The sequence below is a fragment of the Dyadobacter sp. 32 genome (assembly GCF_902506755.1).
Classification (GTDB): Bacteria; Bacteroidota; Bacteroidia; order Cytophagales; family Spirosomataceae; genus Dyadobacter.
The window spans coordinates 6,780,856-6,798,435 of record NZ_LR735258.1; the positions used below are offsets into that span (position 1 = coordinate 6,780,856).

General features: G+C 47.5%; 9 protein-coding genes. 8 read left to right on the plus strand and 1 reads right to left on the minus strand.

Annotation, left to right across the window (positions count from 1 at the left end):
• Window positions 1-195: 195 nt before the first annotated feature.
• From DYADSP32_RS27715 to DYADSP32_RS27725, 3 genes are all read left to right on the plus strand, one after another.
• Entirely contained in the window at window positions 196-4,320 is a 4,125-nt protein-coding gene (locus DYADSP32_RS27715; protein WP_149239719.1) for a hybrid sensor histidine kinase/response regulator transcription factor, read from the plus strand.
• 84 nt (window positions 4,321-4,404) lie between these two features.
• On the plus strand, window positions 4,405-5,793 hold the full coding sequence (locus tag DYADSP32_RS27720; RefSeq protein WP_149239718.1) for a sulfatase-like hydrolase/transferase: 1,389 nt from the start codon (window positions 4,405-4,407) through the stop codon (window positions 5,791-5,793).
• A gap of 347 nt (window positions 5,794-6,140) precedes the next feature.
• On the plus strand, window positions 6,141-9,314 hold the full coding sequence (locus tag DYADSP32_RS27725; protein WP_149239717.1) for a sensor histidine kinase: 3,174 nt from the start codon (window positions 6,141-6,143) through the stop codon (window positions 9,312-9,314).
• 972 nt (window positions 9,315-10,286) lie between these two features.
• Here DYADSP32_RS27725 and DYADSP32_RS27730 read toward each other — a convergent pair.
• Window positions 10,287-10,925 (minus strand): response regulator transcription factor, encoded by a 639-nt coding sequence (locus DYADSP32_RS27730; protein ID WP_149239716.1) that lies wholly within the window; start codon window positions 10,923-10,925, stop codon window positions 10,287-10,289.
• 1,029 nt (window positions 10,926-11,954) lie between these two features.
• Here DYADSP32_RS27730 and DYADSP32_RS27735 point away from each other — a divergent pair.
• The 5 genes from DYADSP32_RS27735 (at window position 11,955) to DYADSP32_RS27755 (ending at window position 17,426) form a co-directional block, all read left to right on the plus strand.
• Window positions 11,955-12,851, plus strand: a complete 897-nt coding sequence (locus DYADSP32_RS27735) for a hypothetical protein (protein ID WP_149239715.1) — start codon at window positions 11,955-11,957, stop codon at window positions 12,849-12,851.
• Window positions 12,852-12,984: 133 nt separating this feature from the next.
• Complete coding sequence (locus tag DYADSP32_RS27740; RefSeq protein ID WP_149239714.1) at window positions 12,985-13,698, plus strand: hypothetical protein; 714 nt, start codon at window positions 12,985-12,987, stop codon at window positions 13,696-13,698.
• Between the two features lie 261 nt (window positions 13,699-13,959).
• Window positions 13,960-14,676, plus strand: coding sequence for a C1q-like domain-containing protein (locus DYADSP32_RS27745; protein WP_149239713.1), 717 nt, complete (start codon window positions 13,960-13,962; stop codon window positions 14,674-14,676).
• 110 nt (window positions 14,677-14,786) lie between these two features.
• Entirely contained in the window at window positions 14,787-16,046 is a 1,260-nt protein-coding gene (locus DYADSP32_RS27750; protein ID WP_149239712.1) for a hypothetical protein, read from the plus strand.
• Between the two features lie 30 nt (window positions 16,047-16,076).
• Window positions 16,077-17,426, plus strand: a complete 1,350-nt coding sequence (locus DYADSP32_RS27755; RefSeq protein WP_149239711.1) for a T9SS type A sorting domain-containing protein — start codon at window positions 16,077-16,079, stop codon at window positions 17,424-17,426.
• Window positions 17,427-17,580: the final 154 nt, after the last annotated feature.

A 17,580-nucleotide genomic window follows, 5' to 3' on the forward strand; every position in this document is an offset into this window, starting at 1 on the left:
TGTGTAATGTCCTCCAAAGGTCTGCATGAAGTGGCCGTTTTTATGAGGAGTTTTTCTGCTTTCCATGCAACATTTCCATCTTTAATCCGGACAAATTGTGCAGCATCCGGACAAATTCGGCTTTTTACTGAAATATGGTCAAAAACCTTGCAAATGAATAAGGCATAATAACCAGAGGAGATTATCTTTATAGGGATGTGCAAACTCCTCTGTTTTTCGGTCTTATTTTCTCTTCTTTTTTCTGTTTGCGGAGGTGCTGTCTCCGCACAAATCCATGCAGGCTTTGAGGTCATATCCACCGCCCAGGGACTTTCGCAGGGGCTCATCAACGATATGCTTCAGGATCGGGAGGGTTTTATCTGGATCGCCACCAAGGGTGGGCTGAACAGGTTTGATGGTTATACTTTCAAAACTTTTACCACCAATCCCCAGGATTCTACTTCCATCAGCAGTAATTCCATCAGCAATTTGCTGGAAGACAGCAAGGGCCGCCTTTGGATTGGTACCTATGACGGCGGGGTGAATGTTTACAACAAAAAGTCGGGACGTTTCCTGCGGATCATGCAAAAACCTGGTAACACCTCCACATTATCCAGTAATCGTATCGAATCTGCCATGGTAGAACTCCCCGATGGAAGGATATTACTATACCCGCAGGGAGGTAAGCTAAGCATGATTTCGCTACCCGATGCCGGCAGTCCCGTAATCAGTACACTGAAGGTGCCCGAAAACCGGACCGTTTTAGGAATAGGAAAGGATGATAAGGGGTTTGTCTGGGTAGGGTTTACGGATGATCGTATTTATGTTTTCAATCCTACCACAAGCAGCTTCGGGCTTTTGTACGATGGGCAACGTTTTACGGGCCTTGTAGAAAAAACAGGTAAATTCCTTTCGATAAAATTCAGCCAGGCATTGGGGCCGATGGTATTTCCGGTAGTGAGAGCGGAACTGATTGATTCCACAGGGCAATTGAATGCTGATATCATTGGTAACGAAAAAAATGGCGCACTGAAGCTCGGCAATCGTTTTCCTTTGAAGATGGGTGCATCGGGTTGTAATCAATACGATTTCACTGGCATAAAAGCCAGGGATAACATGAATGATGTATTTGCCCGGAATATCAGAACCAGTGTAAAGGATCAAAATATAAAGTGCCTGTTACTAGACAGATCCGGTGTACTGTGGGTTGGGACAATGGGGCACGGCATTTACAAATTTCAAATACGGAATAGCCGTTTCAACCCGATACTGCCCAATATGAGCATACAGCGGCTGACGGTCTGGCGTAACAATATGATTTATGTGCAGGGATGGCGGGATGCCAAGTTGATGTCATCGGAAGGAAAAGAACTGATTAATCCGGTGAAGTCCCTCATCATCGACGCTCCCGCATATACCAATGTAGTGAAGGCAAAAAATGGCGACTACTGGTTATACTGGGGTGGCCTCCGTAAGTTATTCAGGTATACTTCGGACAGTAAACGGGTCGCTATTTACGATGAACCAGTAAATCGGGCAATTACAGATCAGCTACAGCCATTAATGGAAGACCACAGCAATTGCATCTGGATTTGCGGCGCTGATGGCTCACTGGCAAGCGTTGACCCGGCAACTGGTAAACTATCAAAATTTAACATAAACATCAGCCAGTATACCGGCACTTCGGCGCTCACCCAGACCAACGCATTTTACGAAGACTCAGAGGGCGTTTTCTGGCTGGGTACCGAACATGGCTTTGCAAGATTGGAATTTGAGGAAGGTGCAGCATCACCACAGGTAAACTGGTATAAAAATATTCCTGGAAACAGCCAGTCATTAAGTTATAACTACGTGTCGTGGTTCATGGACGATCCCGCCAACCCCGGTTATTTGTGGGTCAGCACCAAAGGCGGGGGCCTTAATCGCATGCGAAAATCAACCGGGACGTTCGTTCATTACACCACCCGGCAGGGATTGCCCAACGATGTGGTATATGGGGTCATGGCCGATAAAGCGGGTAATATCTGGGGGAGTACCAACAAAGGGCTATTCTGCATACTTAAGGGAAGAGTAGGCGAGCAACCGGTTGTCAGGGTATTCAGCACCAGCGATGGCTTACAGGCCGACGAGTTTAACACCAATGCTTTGTGCAAATTAGCCAATGGCGATCTTGTATTTGGTGGTGTAAACGGTATGAATATTTTTAATCCTGAAAAAGTGCTGGCTTCCAACTTTACGCCCAATGTATTTATCACAGGCATTCTGATCGGCAATAAAATGCTTGCACCCGGTGACGAAACCGGGGTTTTAAAGGAAACGATTGAGACCACAAAGTCTATCACACTTACGTATCTCCAGGACGTGGTAACTTTTGAGTTTTCTTCCCTCGATTTTACCGGACCGCAGCAAAACAAATACCGCTACCAGCTGGAGGGAATTGATAAAGAATGGGTAGAAAGCGGTACCCGGCGAACAGCCACTTACCTGCACCTGCCAGCGGGAAGTTACACTTTTAAGGTGCAGGGAAGCAATAGCCAGGGGATATGGAGCGACAAAACTGTTGAATTGAAAATAAACGTGCTGCCTCCCTGGTGGAGAAGCTGGTGGGCCTATGTAATATATGTTTTGTTGGTAGCACTGGCGATCAGAGCTTATCTGAATTTTAATGTAAAAAAGGCGAGACTGGAATCACTGTTAAACTTTGAACAGCTGGAAGCCAAAAGAGTGAAAGAGCTGGATACTGTTAAAACACAGCTCTATACCAACATCACCCACGAATTCCGCACGCCCCTCACGGTTATTCTGGGGATGGCCAGGCAGGTGATCGATAAGCCCGGAGAGCAATTTGAGACCCGCATGGACATGATCGTGCGTAATGGCCGCAGCCTGTTGAATCTGGTCAATCAGATGCTTGATCTTTCCAAGCTGGAAACCGGTAAAATGCAGTTACTAGTGACACATGGCGATGTGATCCACTTTCTGCGTTATGTGGTAGAATCCTTTCATTCACTGGCCGAAAGTCAACAGAAGCAGTTGCATTTTCTTACCGATCTGGATGTGCTGTACATCGAATATGATCAGGAGAAATTGAAACAGATCGTGTCCAACCTGCTTTCCAACGCCATCAAGTTCACCCCGCAGAAGGGGAATATTTACATCAGTGTGACCGAAGGTTCGCAAACCGCCCTTACCGACCATTGCTCGCTGATCATTAAAGTAAAAGATACGGGTATAGGCATTCCCGAGGACCAGTTGGCCTATGTTTTTGACCGTTTTTACCAGCTCGATAATAGTCATACCCGTAAAATGGAGGGTACCGGTATAGGTCTGGCGTTGACAAAAGAGCTTGTCAGGTTAATGGAGGGCGAAATTGTGGTGAAGAGCCCCCCCTCCGGCGCTCATAAAGGCAGTGAGTTCATCGTAACACTTTTGTTTCATAAGGTTTCACCGGTTGAAGAGCATGCTTTGGATAGCTCGAAAACGCATCCCGTCACTTCGCATGTTTCGGAGTCACATTTTGCAATGCCACCGGCAACCTATCAAGGTGATCATGCCAACGCTCCTTTAATACTACTTGTAGAAGACAACGCCGATGTGGTGGCTTATACCGCGTCCTGCCTGCCTGAATACCGCCTGGCAGTGGGCAAAGATGGGCGGGAGGGATTTGACATTGCCACAGAATTGATTCCCGATCTGATCGTTACAGATGTGATGATGCCATTGGTGGACGGCTTTGAGCTCGTGAACAAACTACGGAACAATGAAAATACCAGTCATATCCCGGTCATCATGCTGACCGCAAAAGCCGATATTGGCAGTAAGCTGGAGGGCCTGCAACAAGGTGCTGACGCCTACCTGGAAAAGCCGTTCATTGAGGAGGAGTTGCTCGTCAGGATACGGAAGTTACTCGAGATGCGGAAAAATTTGCAACAGTATTATCTCAAAAGGGCAGGTATACCGGATCGGGGGGCCATGGAATCGACGCCCCGGTTGGATACAATGAGCGGTAGTCCGATGGAAGACAGTTTTGTGAAAAGGGTAAGAGAAGCCGTGGAGCAAAATCTGAACGACCCGAGTTTCACTGTGGAGAAATTGAGCAGGCTGATATTCATGAGCCATTCGCAGCTGCACCGTAAGCTGGATGCATTAACAGGGTGTTCGCCCAACAGATTTATCCGGATGATCCGGCTCGAAAGAGCTAAAGCGTTAATGCACGATCCGGCCTACAGCATTGCTTCCGTTGCCATGGAGTGTGGATACGATGACCCGGGGTATTTTGCAAGGGTATTTAAGCAGGAGTATCAGGTGACACCGCAACAATGGAGGTCTGAGAATAAATAGTTTTCAGACACTTCTGCCTTTTCTGTTACAAGTTGTTCAGAACACTGAATTTACAGTGGCCGCAAACCGAAATTAGTGAAACCAATGAAGAAAAGAGAATCGTTGTATGTACTGGCTACCCTCGCCGTAGGTCTGGCTGTAATGGGGCTTATGGCTGCCAGATCCAACCAGCCTCAAACCGAGGCACCCGAAAAACTTCCGAATATCCTGTTGATTCTGACAGATGATCAGGGTTATCACGATGTGTCCTACTCCGGAACCACCGATATTCGAACCCCCAACATTGATCAGATCGCCAGAAGTGGCATTCGGTTTGATAATTTTTATGCCAATTGTACCGTGTGTTCGCCGACGCGTGCCGCGTTGCTGACGGGCTGCTACCCGGATGTGGTGGGCGTACCAGGTGTTATCCGTACCTACCCTGAGGACAACTGGGGTTACCTGAATCCCTCAGAGCCCATGCTTCCGGAGATGCTAGTTAAAAGGGGCTATCATACCGCGCTGATCGGTAAGTGGCATTTAGGTCTTGACTCTCCAAACACGCCCAACGAACGTGGCTTCCAGTATTTTCATGGCTGGCTGGGCGATATGATGGATGATTACCGGAAGCATCGCCGGCAGAATATCAACTACATGCGGGAGGATAGCAAGGTAATCGATCCGGAGGGTCATGCGACAGATTTGTTCACCAAATGGTCTCAGGAGTATATCCAAAAACAGTCGAAGTCCAAACAACCGTTTTTTTTGTACCTGGCATACAATGCGCCGCATACGCCTGTACAACCCCCTGCGGAATGGCTCGAAAAAGTGAAGGCCCGTGAAAAGGGGATCGATGAAAAAAGGGCGGCGCTGGTGGCATTGATAGAGCACATGGATGACGGTATCGGCAGGGTGATTCAAACTCTGAAGGAAGAGGGAGTTTATGACAATACGATTATCGTGTTCACCAGCGACAACGGGGGGCATCTGCCCAGTATGGCCAACAACGGGCCGGTCAGGAATGGTAAAGGAAGTATGTACGAAGGAGGATTGCGTGTGCCTGCTTGTATTTCCTGGCCGCGTCGTATTGCTCCGGGCCGTACATCTGGACAAATGAATATTTCTATGGATTTATACCCAACCCTGCTGCAGGCTGCTGGAATGGATTTCAAAGGCATTCAGGGCCGAAGTTTTTTGCCAACATTACTCGACGCATCCAAGCCGATGCCAGCCGACGAACGAGATCTGTACTTTACGAGACGGGAGGGTGGTGCCGAATTTGCAGGCATGTCGATTTACGGGCTTCGGAAGGGCAAGTGGAAACTGGTCAAAAATTCTCCACACCAGCCGATGGAGCTATTCAACCTCGAAAATGATAAAGAGGAGAAATATAATGTGATTGCAGAGCACCCAGAGGTGTACAAAGAATTGAATCAGTCATTGATGAAGCATATTCAGCAGGGTGGCCGTGTTCCCTGGCAAAAACCGCAGTAATCGGAGCTGATAGCTATCAGCCAATGGCTAACAGCTATCAGCTTCGTTCCAAGTTATTTCACCTACTCCTCTTCGAAAAGCTCCGAGAGCTAACACCCAACAGCTAAAAGCTATCAGCTTCGTTCCAGGTTATTTCACCAATTCGTTTTTGAAAAGCCCCCAAAGCTAACAGCTAGCAGCTAATGGCTAACAGCTAACCCCCAGCATTATGCAGAAAATTACAAAAAACTGACTTTACTCATCCTTTTGTTGAATTTATCCGCGTATACTTGTACACGGTTTTTTGGTATTTTACCACAAGTGTTGAACGATTCGTTTTAAAACGGATCCTGTGTCTTTTTCAAATCATGTTTCGAATTGTTACCTGCCTGGTCATCCTCGCTGCTTGTGCTTCATATAACACTTGCTTTGGGCAGTTTGATCAGAAGTACACCGTCGTCAACTACACCGACGAAAATGGTTTGCCACAGAACAGCGTCAAGGGGATTACCGTTGACAAAGAAGGTTTTCTCTGGCTCATTACGGAAAACGGGCTTGTTCGGTTTGACGGGCAGCGTTTTCATACCTTTGATAAATCCAATACCAAGCTCTCCACGATACGGTTCAACTTTTTCTTTCCGGATATTGAAGGGGGAACCCAAAAAATATTCACTAATAATGACTCATTTGAATTTATGAGTATTGATGGCCCCGCCCCTACAAGGGATGCTTCGGGCTTCGAACAGGTACTTGCCCGACTCCCATTCAGCAAAATTGACATATTCAGCTATCGCAAACGGAACGTAGTTGCTACAGGTATACCCCGAAGGCCTTTGCAGGATTTTGAAACCACGTCTCCATTCAGGTACACCATCCTGGTTCCGTTCCAAACCGGCAAATATTTTGTTGTGGAGGACAGCCTCATCCGTTTTTTTAGTAACTGGAAAAAAGTGGGAGAGGTGTCCGGTCGCCGTCCGCCCCTGCGGGATCTGTTCACAATGAAAGGTAAATTGTACAGCCTGGGAAATAATGGAAATGTAAAGCAGATCAACCCTGGGGAAAGCAAAGAGCTGCGGCTTGCAGGAGATATCCTCTCCAACCCTGATTACAAGCCCCAAAAGCGGAATTTTACAGCATACTGGAACAATAGCACGGATCAGTCTTTTTTGCTTCTCAATCAAAAATTCTATTTTCTGGAACAGGTGTCGGACGGCTCCATACACACCAGGCTTATTCTGGAGGGCTTTGATTTTGAAAAAAACAACATCGAGGCGTTTTACTACGATACGGTTCAGCGCAGGCTCTTTCTAGGGAGCATTACCAGGGGACTTTTTGTGATCAATCGCAACCGTTTCAAGACGTTGCTTGCGGGGGAAAAAGATGTGGAGAATATATTTTACGGACAGACATTGATCCATAAAGATAAGATACTGACTGTTTCAGGAAGTATACTTGGCCTGTCTGGCGGGGACAAAGATCCTGTAGAGGGCAGTTTGGTCAAAACATTTGCCCCCGCCATCAAAAAAGAGGAGATCAATGCCCAGGGCGACCTCTTCACCGATCATGCCGGGAATATTTGGTCCACTTCATTCACAGAGATGCGCAAGTTTTCGCCGGGTGGCCAGACATTGCTGAAAACCTGGCCGTCAAAGCACAAAACGATGCTTTATGGAGGACAGTTCGGAAAGGTGTGGCTTGGTTATGACACCACCGGTATTGGCTACATCGACCTTAAAAAACCCGATGCCGAACCCCGCTCCTTTATCTTGGACGGCTTTGATGCCGTATCGTGTTTTCTGGAGCAGGGGCCGGATACGCTCTGGGTGGGGACTAAAAAAGGTTTGAATCTGGTTACCTTGGGTTCCCGACAAAACAAACGCATTGCTGGCACAGAGCACCTGTTTGTAAGAAGTATTTATAAATCTCCGTTTGCTGATGCTGTTTTTTTTACTACCCATGAGGATGGTATTTTTTACTATAAAAATGGTCGACTAGTGAATTTTCCGCTGGATGCAAAAAGAAATCTCACCGCCTCACACTGCATCGTCGAATCAAAGGATGGCTATTTCTGGGTTCCGACCAACAAGGGGCTTTTTCAGTTTGCCAGGAAGGATTTGCTGGACTATGCCGAAGCCGTCCGGAAAAAGGGTACGGAAAAGCCAAACCTTTTTTACCTTTATTATGACAAATCCAGCGGTTTCAATACGAATGAATTCAACGGTGGGTGCGCCCCCTGCGCCATCACCCTGCCCGACGGTAAAATTTCCCTTCCCTCGCTCAACGGCCTCGTCTGGTTTAACCCCGCGGCCATTGTAGCGGATGTGGCTGATAAAAAAATCTTTATCGACCGGATGGAGGTGGCTGGCAGCACCAGCATGATCCGTAATGATACAGTGAGGCTTCCGCTGGATCCCCGCCAGTTGGGCTTTCACCCGGTTACACCTTATTTTGGCAGCAATAATAACCTGAGGTTGTCCTATTTTATGTCCTCGGGCAACAAGCCACCGGCCGAAAATGAATGGCTGCCTGTAAACACGGCCGATCCCGTGATCCGGTTCCAGGAGCTGTCGTCCGGTGATTATACTTTGCTGGTCAGGAAAATGAATGGCTTTGGACTCCATAACCATGAGATCGCCCGGCTGGTGGTGATCGTGCCGCAGCACTGGTACGAAACCTGGGTTTTCAGGTTGTTTTGCGTGGCACTGCTTGGGGCACTGATCTACCTGGTGGTGTGGCTGCGCACCCAGAGCCTCAACCGCCGCAATGAGGAACTGGAAGTGCGTATCCGCTCCCGGACCCAGAACCTGGAAGATACGATGATCGCCCTAAAAAACTCCGAGGCCAATCTGAGCCGGCAGATGAGCATTCAAACCCGCCTGGTGGCGTCGATCAGCCACGATATTCGTACACCGATGAAATTTATGGCCGAAGGAGCGGTCAAAATTGAGAACCTGATCGACAAAACGGCCTATCTTGAGGCCATCATGACGGCGCGCCACCTGGGTTCGTCGGCGCAATTGATGTACGACCTGCTCGACAACATCATCACTTACATCAAAACGCAATACTACGAAGGTCAGGTGGGGCTTCAGATGATTTCGCTCCGGAATCTGCTGGATGAGAAAATCAGGCTATTCTATCCGGCTATCGTGGAGCAGGAGAACCGCTGCGCCAATGATGTAGCCCCGGAAGTCTCCGTATTTTCCAACGCGCATCTGTTGGGGATCATCCTGCATAATTTGCTGGACAACGCCAACAAATACACCTACAAGGGGCAGATACACTTCTACACCGAATGCCATCGGGATCAGCTTCACCTTATCGTGGCCGATACCGGGCCGGGCTACCCCGAAACCATTCTCCATTGGCTGGAGAATCGCTCCGTGGCTGCTGCTGAGCCCGGAAAACCCTCAGCCCTCTCTCCCCACAACAACGGCCTGGGCCTGATCATCGTCAAAGAGCTGGCCGAAATCCTGCAAATAGACCTGCGGGTGAGTAATGAGAATGGGGCAAAAGTGACCCTGATCTTTACAACGGAATAGCGCTGGCCAGGCATCATCAATAGATATCAGGGCTAGCGCCCCTAAATGCTTTCCATTGGACATTTTGCTACGAAGAGGGCAGGGCTACGCCCCTGTATTTTGATTTGCCAAAGTTGCGTAGCCCTGACATCATTTTAGAAATGGACGGGTCAACGCCCTTGTATTTTTATTATCCAAAGGGGTCGTCAGCCCTGATTTCTTCGTATATAAAAATGAACGCACGTTATCCAGAGGGGCGTTAGCCCTGACATCTTCCTAGGTAAAAATGAACGCACATTATCCACAGGGCCGTTAGCCCTGACATCTTCGTAGATAAAAATGAACGTACGTTATCCACAAGGGGCGTCAGCCCTGATATCTTCGTAGGTAAAAATGAACGCACATTACCCACAAGAGGCGTCAGCCCTGATTTCTTCGTAGATAAAAATGAACGCACGGTATCCAGAGGGGCGTTAGCCCTGATATCTTCGTAGGTAAATATGAGCGCACATTACCCATAAGGGGCGTCAGCCCTGATATCTTCGTAGGTAAAAATGAACGCACATTACCCATAAGTGCCGTTAGCCCTGACATCTTCGTAGGTAAAAATGAACGCACATTACCCACAGGGGCGTTAGCCCTGATATCATCGTAGGTAAAAATGAACGCACATTACCCACAGGGGCGTTAGCCCTGATATCATTGTAGGTAAAAATGAACGCACGTTATCCACAAGGGTCGTCAGCCCTGATATCTTCGTAGATAAAAATGAACGTACGTTATCCACAAGGGTCGTCAGCCCTGATATCTTCGTAGATAAAAATGAACGTACGTTATCCACAAGGGTCGTCAGCCCTGATATCTTCGTAGGTAAATATGAGCGCACATTACCCATAAGGGGCGTCAGCCCTGACATCTTCGTAGATAAAAATGAACGCACATTATCCAAAGGGTCGTCAGCCCTGATATCTTCGTTCCTGCACAGGGCGGGGGTCAATCTTCGGGTTTGAGCTTGCGGAACAGTTCGATCACATTGGTGACCCGCATTTTTTCGAAGATGCGGGTTTTGTGTGTGCTCACCGTGCTGATCTTCATGTTCAGGTCCTGGGCAATCTGGGTGGACTGCTTTCCTTCCAGGAGCAGTGCCAGTACATCCTCTTCCCGGGGTGAGAGCACGTCGTTATCAAAAACTTTGGCCGGGGCTATTTTTTTGAAAAAGCTCTCCACCACCAGTTGGTGTACCTGCTCGGTCATGTACTTTTTATCGTCCATGACGGTACGGATAGCCACGCCGACCTGCTCCGGCAGTGCTGTTTTGGACAAAAACCCGTTGGCCCCCGCCGAGAAAAAGTGCAGCGCATGTTTGGGTTCCTCACTCGCCGTGAAAATGAGAATACGCACCCCCGGCTGCACTTCCCGCAGGGTACCCACCATGCCATAGCTGTCTCCGCCCGGCAGCTGCATGTCCAGAATGATGAGGTCCACCGGCGGCCCGGTTTTCAGCAGGTCCAGCCCCTTAGGGAAAGTAGCCGCTTTTCTGATCTCCGCGCCCGGCAGGACACTGTTCGTAAGGTCAGCCACTGAAGACGCAACGATGTAGTGGTCTTCCATAATGAGTACATGTGGAGTCATTGATTTTTAGATTAAAAAATGAGGTAGGTTGGTATTATTAACACCATACGGTGATATTTGGTATACCCAAAATTATAGAAAACTTACGGTATTTTCTAATAGAATTTTCCGTACTACTTTGATTATACGTCACGGATTAATTGGATGATTAATTCATAGTCGTCATATAAATTTGTCTCAGTAGTCATTCACACTGCAGGTGAATGTTTTCAACACTTTGTCACACTAATTGTTTCACCTAACAAAACCGCCCAATATGAAAAAAACTTTACGCTTCCGATGGTCTCCCGTTTTTACGGTGTTTCTGATGACCACCCAAAATTCTTAAAATTTTTTTACAGATCATTCATTTTTTACCGGCTTGCCGGATGTTGATCTCAGCGCACCGACCGGGCCCTGTGCAGTGTAAACCAAAAATTCTATTTGCGTATATTATTTACCGTTAATTTCTCGTGTTACTTATGCAGAATATTTTAGAAAAAAACGTGGATTGGAGCATCTCAGGGCCTGTTGCCGCTGAATGGCGGTTGAAGGGGATTTTGGGAATTCGATTTCTTATAGAATTCCCCTCGTAACCCTTCGGTTCGGTTTGATTCGTAGCATTTTGGGGCAGGTGCATCATTACGAGCGGGCAGGTAGAGGAGGGTTGACAGGATGGGGCCCGGCCGTGCCCATGAAGTTTAGAAAAGTACTTGTACAAGCTCAGAATGGCGTTTTTTTTAGATTTTGTTGTGTTACCTAAACCCACATATACAGTCACAAGCCTACAAATATTTGTACGATCCTTTTGCTGGTGAACAACATCTTGCCAATTGTTTCACTCGTACACACACTTACATATTTATGAACATTTAAACCCTTACTCCATCTAAAAGGCAGACACCATGACCACAGGTTGGGCGTTCCCGCAGCGGGCGGCTCCCGGCAAGCTGTGTTGGCAGGGCCCTCCCCTCGATGCAGCTCTTAAACACAAGGCGCGCAGCCTGCTCTGCGTAAAAGAATTTATCATTTACATGAACACATTACACGATGAAAACAAATCAACTATTTCGGGCAGCCGCTGCTGCCAAAACCATTAAAGCCGGCATTTTTGCCGCCGCTTTATTTTGCTCCGCTTCCGTTTTTGCCCAGGTGAAAATTGGGGATAATCCGACAGTTATTAATGCTGGATCAGCTTTGGAAATTGAGAGCACTAATAAAGGTCTATTGATGCCGAGGGTATCCCTGTCTAATACAACAACATGGGGTCTGTTAGGAACTCAGGTGGCCGGAATGCATGTGTATAATACGAATACAGGTATTACATCAAGCAATACGGATTACCCTACTTTGATTGCCAAAAAAGGCGAATATTACTGGGACGGAACTGGTTGGGTTGCCCTAGCTCCATTGCAAAAAGCGACAGCCATCTCCACCTTTGACCAGATTACTCCTGGTGTTCTTGTCAGTGTTCCTTATACTCCACCTGGTAGTTGTCCTCTTCCTGTTTTAGGCACGCAGCCATCTGCGTGCGCGACAGATCTAAATCAAATAGCAACTTTTGGAATTGACAATCCTGTCAACGATGTAACTATCGACCTATCAGATAAATACACTGTTGGTAATAACTTAGATGCCGTTTACTTTAGCTTTGGGATATACGTTGATAAAACAACCCCTGGTGTTTATGAACTTGTTGGGTTTAATATGATCACCCATTCAAGCACTTTTGCAGGCTGTGGTGGCGGAACCGAGTCGTACAAGATAGCGCTTAAAAACTTGCCTGTACGAGCCTCCTACTCGGTAAAAGTATACCTAATTCCATGGAATAATTCAGGTAGCGGTAATCCATCAAATGTTAAGATCGGGGTTGGAACTCCTGCAATACCCGGATGTGGATCAGTAGACTTTTCCGAGAATAAGTTGTTCGTTGCTGTTAGTCAGTAGTTGTACCTGGCTAACAAAAGTTTCCTGTCAGGCCAGGCGGCGTAGACTTGATTACAAACTTCTTTACGATGCATATCAAGCTGCTTCGCTTACAATCTCAAAAACAAAACTCACACATACAATTTCAAAAACAATGAAAACAAAACAACTCATATACAAAACCATGGGTGCGGTGATGATCGCTGCGGCCATGTTATTGGGCTCTTCGTCTGCTTTTGCGCAGGTGAAGATCGGCTCAAACCCCACCTCGATCAACGCCGCTAATAATCTGGAAGTGGAAGCTTCTACGGCGGGCAGGAAAACGAGTATTGATAAGACGACCGGTAAGGTTACTATTGCGGATGGTTCGCAAGGTGTGGACAAGGTGTTGACCTCTGACGCGAATGGGGTTGCAACCTGGGTTTCACCTCCTGTACAGGATTCTCCGGTCATGTTTTCTGTTTACAATATAGGGAACCAGGTTTCGGGATATCTTGCTATCGATAAGGTGAATTTTGGAGGCAAGTATTTTGATAAAAATGTCAACTTTGATTTAACAAATGACAACTTTACTATACCTGCAAATGCAGCAGGCATTTATGAATTTACTACAACCTACGCCAGCTTGAATACTGGCAACTATGTTAAGGGGGTTTATGTGGGCATTTATGTAAACAATGTCCTATCAAGGTATATAAGTGTGGCAAATTCCCCAGCTGGCGCTGGTGTTGGTGGTAGTGGTGCGACACTTATTCCTTTAAACGTGGGTGATGTTGTAGACATGCGATGGATTCCTTCGTTAGGATCAGCCAGCGAATCTTTAACATTCTTCTCTTATAATCTAAACGTCGCATTGATTTCCAGATAAAATATTTTCACCCCATTCCACGGTCTTTGTCTTTACCGAACCGGCAATAAAATGGATTTGGTCAACTAATACCATCTGTAGGCGATGAGGGCGTGTAAATCTGGATGCACGAGCATTTGTAACATGATTTTACTGAGGGACATTTGCTAATCACCGGTCGTGAACCAACACATCCTGAGCCCTGACGAAATACGAGCGCTCGATACGCTTACAGGGACAAAAACTTCAAAAATCAGAATCACATTTTGAATCTTAAAAACAATGAAAACAAATCAGTTACTATACAAAACAATGGGCGGGATGATGATCGCCGCGGCCATGCTACTTGGCGCGTCCTCTGCTTTTGCCCAGGTGAAGATCGGAACCAATCCGACAACGATTGATCCTGCCAATAACCTGGAAATAGAGGCTTCTACGGCGGGTAGGAAGACGAGTGTGGATAAAGTGACAGGACAGGTGACGATCAAAGATGGTACAGAGGGTGATGGGAAGGTACTGACCTCAGATGCAACCGGGGGAGCAAGCTGGAAAAATGTGAGTCTAAAGGCTTTTGCTGGCGCAAAAACAAATGTTCGGCAGAACATGCCGCAGTCGGTTGGGCCATCCATTATGACTCCAATCGTATTTCAGAGTGAGATCACCGATCCGACGAATTCTTTTGATCCGGCAACTGGTGCCTTCACAGTGCCTGCTACCGGACTTTACCAAGTCTTTGGTTCTACGCAATTTGACAATAACGAGGTGCCTGGTATTCCGGTGTTTTATTCGGCTTGTCTGCAAATATATGTAAACGCAAGCAGTGTTGTTGCTCAATCCTGTTCACAAATGAATGTTGTGACAACCTCTTCCTCAGCATCAAATATTGTCATGCTGAACGCGGGAGATGTACTTACGATGCGGGCAGGTGCGCAGGTGGCTTCTGGGGGTACTTTCGCCGCAGTCGTTTCTTCCTTTTATGCGTATAAGATTGCAGATTAATGGTTGACGCCGATTTCGGGTTGGTGAATTTCATACCATGCTTAACTATTTAAATCAGCGTCAGCAACGCAATTTTTATCAAATTTTTTACACACAAACAATACGAAACAATGCATCAAATAAATAAATTTCAGATTCAGTCGCGCCCACGGCGTGATGTGGGCCAGATCATCGCGGTAGCCATGCTGTTGCTGCTGTTGGCACTCGTATTCGAGGCTCGCGCCCAGGAAGGCAGCCAGGGCAATACCACCATTTTTGGCGGTGCACAAATGACGTTTTTCGCCAACCACGATTTTGCCACACCTGCAGGTGGCACCCAGCCCGGTGTGATCCTTACCGAGCGCGCAACGGCTACAATGAGTTACCTGAACTATTTCGGGGATAATCTTATGGCCAACGGGGTAACGGATGTCAGTCATGTGGATGGGTATGTACGCAAGTACGGAGCGGGGCAGTTTGTTTTCCCTACCGGCGACAACGGGAATGCGGGCCAGTTCGCTGCTTCTGCGGATGGCACAAGCGGGGCCTATTTCCATGGGGATCCATCTACGGCCATTACAAGTAATTTGTTTACGGGTTCTGCCTATCCCACTGCGCTTCCGGCGGGAGGGCCGTTTGCTACCACGAGCAAAGATATGACACTGGGTGCGGTTAGTAACATCGAGTACTGGGATATCGACGGAGCTACGGCTACCAAGATCTCGCTGACCTGGGATGCTGCCAGTGCTATCTCAACCTTAACGGGAGGTGTTGCTTCAAAGCTGACCATCGTAGGCTGGAACCCTACCTTGTCGCAATGGGTAAAAATACCTTCAACGCTTGATGTAACATCAGTGCTGGGAACGCCAAGTAATATCAATACAACAGGATCGATCACGACCAATGCCAACATTGTGCCAAACACCTATACCGCTTATACATTTGGCGCTGTGGTACCCGATCTTACGCCGACAACGGATATCAATTCGCTGAGCTTCCTGAATGCCGGAGACAGCAGAGATTTTATTGTGAATTTGTATGAGATCAACAACGTAGAGGCCACTGGCTTGATCCGTTTCCGTATCACCAAACTTACTGCTTTCACGATCATCTATCCTACAAGCAGCGGTACATCTGACGTTTTCGGTGGCATCGCCAATGAAAACAGTAACTGGGATTTTACAGAAAACGCAAGTTTTATCACGGTAACGGCAAAAACGGGCATTAATATAGCAGCGAATGGACAGGCAAAAATTGGTTTCAACATTACAAGGAAGCCAGGTGTGCCCGCAGGGAATGCCCAGAATATTACTCCTACAATCATTAGTGGATCCGGAGGAGAAGTAAACTTCACCAACAACCAGGTAGTAACGACCGTGACAGCCAATTAATAATCTATTTCACACTTAAAAAGTAAGATCATGAAAAAACATTTAGGCTTTTTGACATTAATTCTGGCCCTGCTGGTTTTTAACCGCAGCTATGCACAGGATGTAAGTATCAACATTACCAATACGCCGTCCATTCCTCTGGGAAGTTCAACACCCATTCTGGTAACAGTATGTAATGAAGATCCAAGTCCGGTCGATGCCCCGGCAAATAAACTTCGTCCGCAGATATCGGTTCCCGGTAACGTTACGATTACAGGTGCTACCAACACGGATGGGTCTGCTTTGACTGATTTTACCGTCCTAAGTACATCCACTGGAAATGGTAACACCATTATTCTGTTGCTAACCACACCACTGGTGAACGGTGAGTGTAAATCTTTTCATGTCATCGTGCAAGGTATGGTGATCAGCGGCAATACGCTCTTCAACGCCACGCTTGGTTTTCAGGGGCCTCAAACACCCGGAAACATTACTGGTAATGACAATAGCCCGTCTGGGATCGCTGTTACTGCTGCACCTCCGGTTACCACCGATGACATGGTAACGGGGGTTACACCCGGAGCGCCTATCGTCGTTTCCGTACTGACCAACGATACACCAGGTACCTCGGCGATCGACATCACAACAGTGCAGCTGGTTGAACCAGGGACAGGTAATCCGGTGACTTCTGTGACCATTCCCGGCCAGGGTACTTATACAGTTGATGTGGCTACCGGAGTAATCACATTCACGCCGATACCTGGTTTCAGTGGTACCCCAACTCCAGTAGATTATACGGTTAAAGATGTCAATGGTTTAATTTCCAATCCTTCTACCATTACCGTAACCGTTCCTTTACCGGTTACGCTTATCTCTTTTGAGGTACGGAAAGAGGGAGGTCTGGCACAGCTTAATTGGGCTACTACCGAGGAAACCAACAGCGACCGTTTCGAGATTGAGCGTAGCGTTACAGGGAAAAACTGGAACCGGATCGGAACCGTGGTTTCCCATGGCGAGAGTAATACCCGTAAAAACTACCACTTTGTAGACGCCAGTCCGGTGAATGGCGGCCCGTCGCACGGCGAAAACCTTTACCGCCTGAAAATGGTAGACAAAGACGAAACGTTTGCGTACAGTAGTATCCGGTCGCTGAAATTTGAGGGTGCCGGTGCCGATCTGTCGATTTACCCGAACCCGATTGTAAACCAGCTTTTCATTCGGGATGCCAGCCAGGTAACCCAGGTGGTGATCAACGACCTCAATGGCCGTACGGTGCATCAGTCGGGCAGCACTGCAACAGGTTTCATTGACGTGAAAGGCTTGTCGGCAGGTATGTACATCGTCAGGGTGAGCCGTTCTAATGGGCTGGTTTCCAGTCATAAAGTTGTGGTCTCCAGATAGGATGAGCAAGATTAACCGGCGGCCGAAAGATAAGCCGGCCGCCGGTATTTTCTCAGGGCAGCAGCCGTATGACGGGCATGTGCCCCAAAAGCCAATAACTCTTTGCGGTCAGCCGCACGGCAGTTCTATTAATTCGTACCGGGTCGCCGGATGT

What these genes read in the sequence shown, in the direction of transcription:
- DYADSP32_RS27715 (WP_149239719.1), top strand. Translation starts at nt 196, where the DNA reads ATGTGCAAACTCCTCTGTTTTTCGGTCTTATTTTCTCTTCTTTTTTCT.
- DYADSP32_RS27720 (WP_149239718.1), top strand. Translation starts at nt 4,405, where the DNA reads ATGAAGAAAAGAGAATCGTTGTATGTACTGGCTACCCTCGCCGTAGGT.
- DYADSP32_RS27725 (WP_149239717.1), top strand. Translation starts at nt 6,141, where the DNA reads ATGTTTCGAATTGTTACCTGCCTGGTCATCCTCGCTGCTTGTGCTTCA.
- DYADSP32_RS27730 (WP_149239716.1), bottom strand. Translation starts at nt 10,925, where the DNA reads ATGACTCCACATGTACTCATTATGGAAGACCACTACATCGTTGCGTCT.
- DYADSP32_RS27735 (WP_149239715.1), top strand. Translation starts at nt 11,955, where the DNA reads ATGAAAACAAATCAACTATTTCGGGCAGCCGCTGCTGCCAAAACCATT.
- DYADSP32_RS27740 (WP_149239714.1), top strand. Translation starts at nt 12,985, where the DNA reads ATGAAAACAAAACAACTCATATACAAAACCATGGGTGCGGTGATGATC.
- DYADSP32_RS27745 (WP_149239713.1), top strand. Translation starts at nt 13,960, where the DNA reads ATGAAAACAAATCAGTTACTATACAAAACAATGGGCGGGATGATGATC.
- DYADSP32_RS27750 (WP_149239712.1), top strand. Translation starts at nt 14,787, where the DNA reads ATGCATCAAATAAATAAATTTCAGATTCAGTCGCGCCCACGGCGTGAT.
- DYADSP32_RS27755 (WP_149239711.1), top strand. Translation starts at nt 16,077, where the DNA reads ATGAAAAAACATTTAGGCTTTTTGACATTAATTCTGGCCCTGCTGGTT.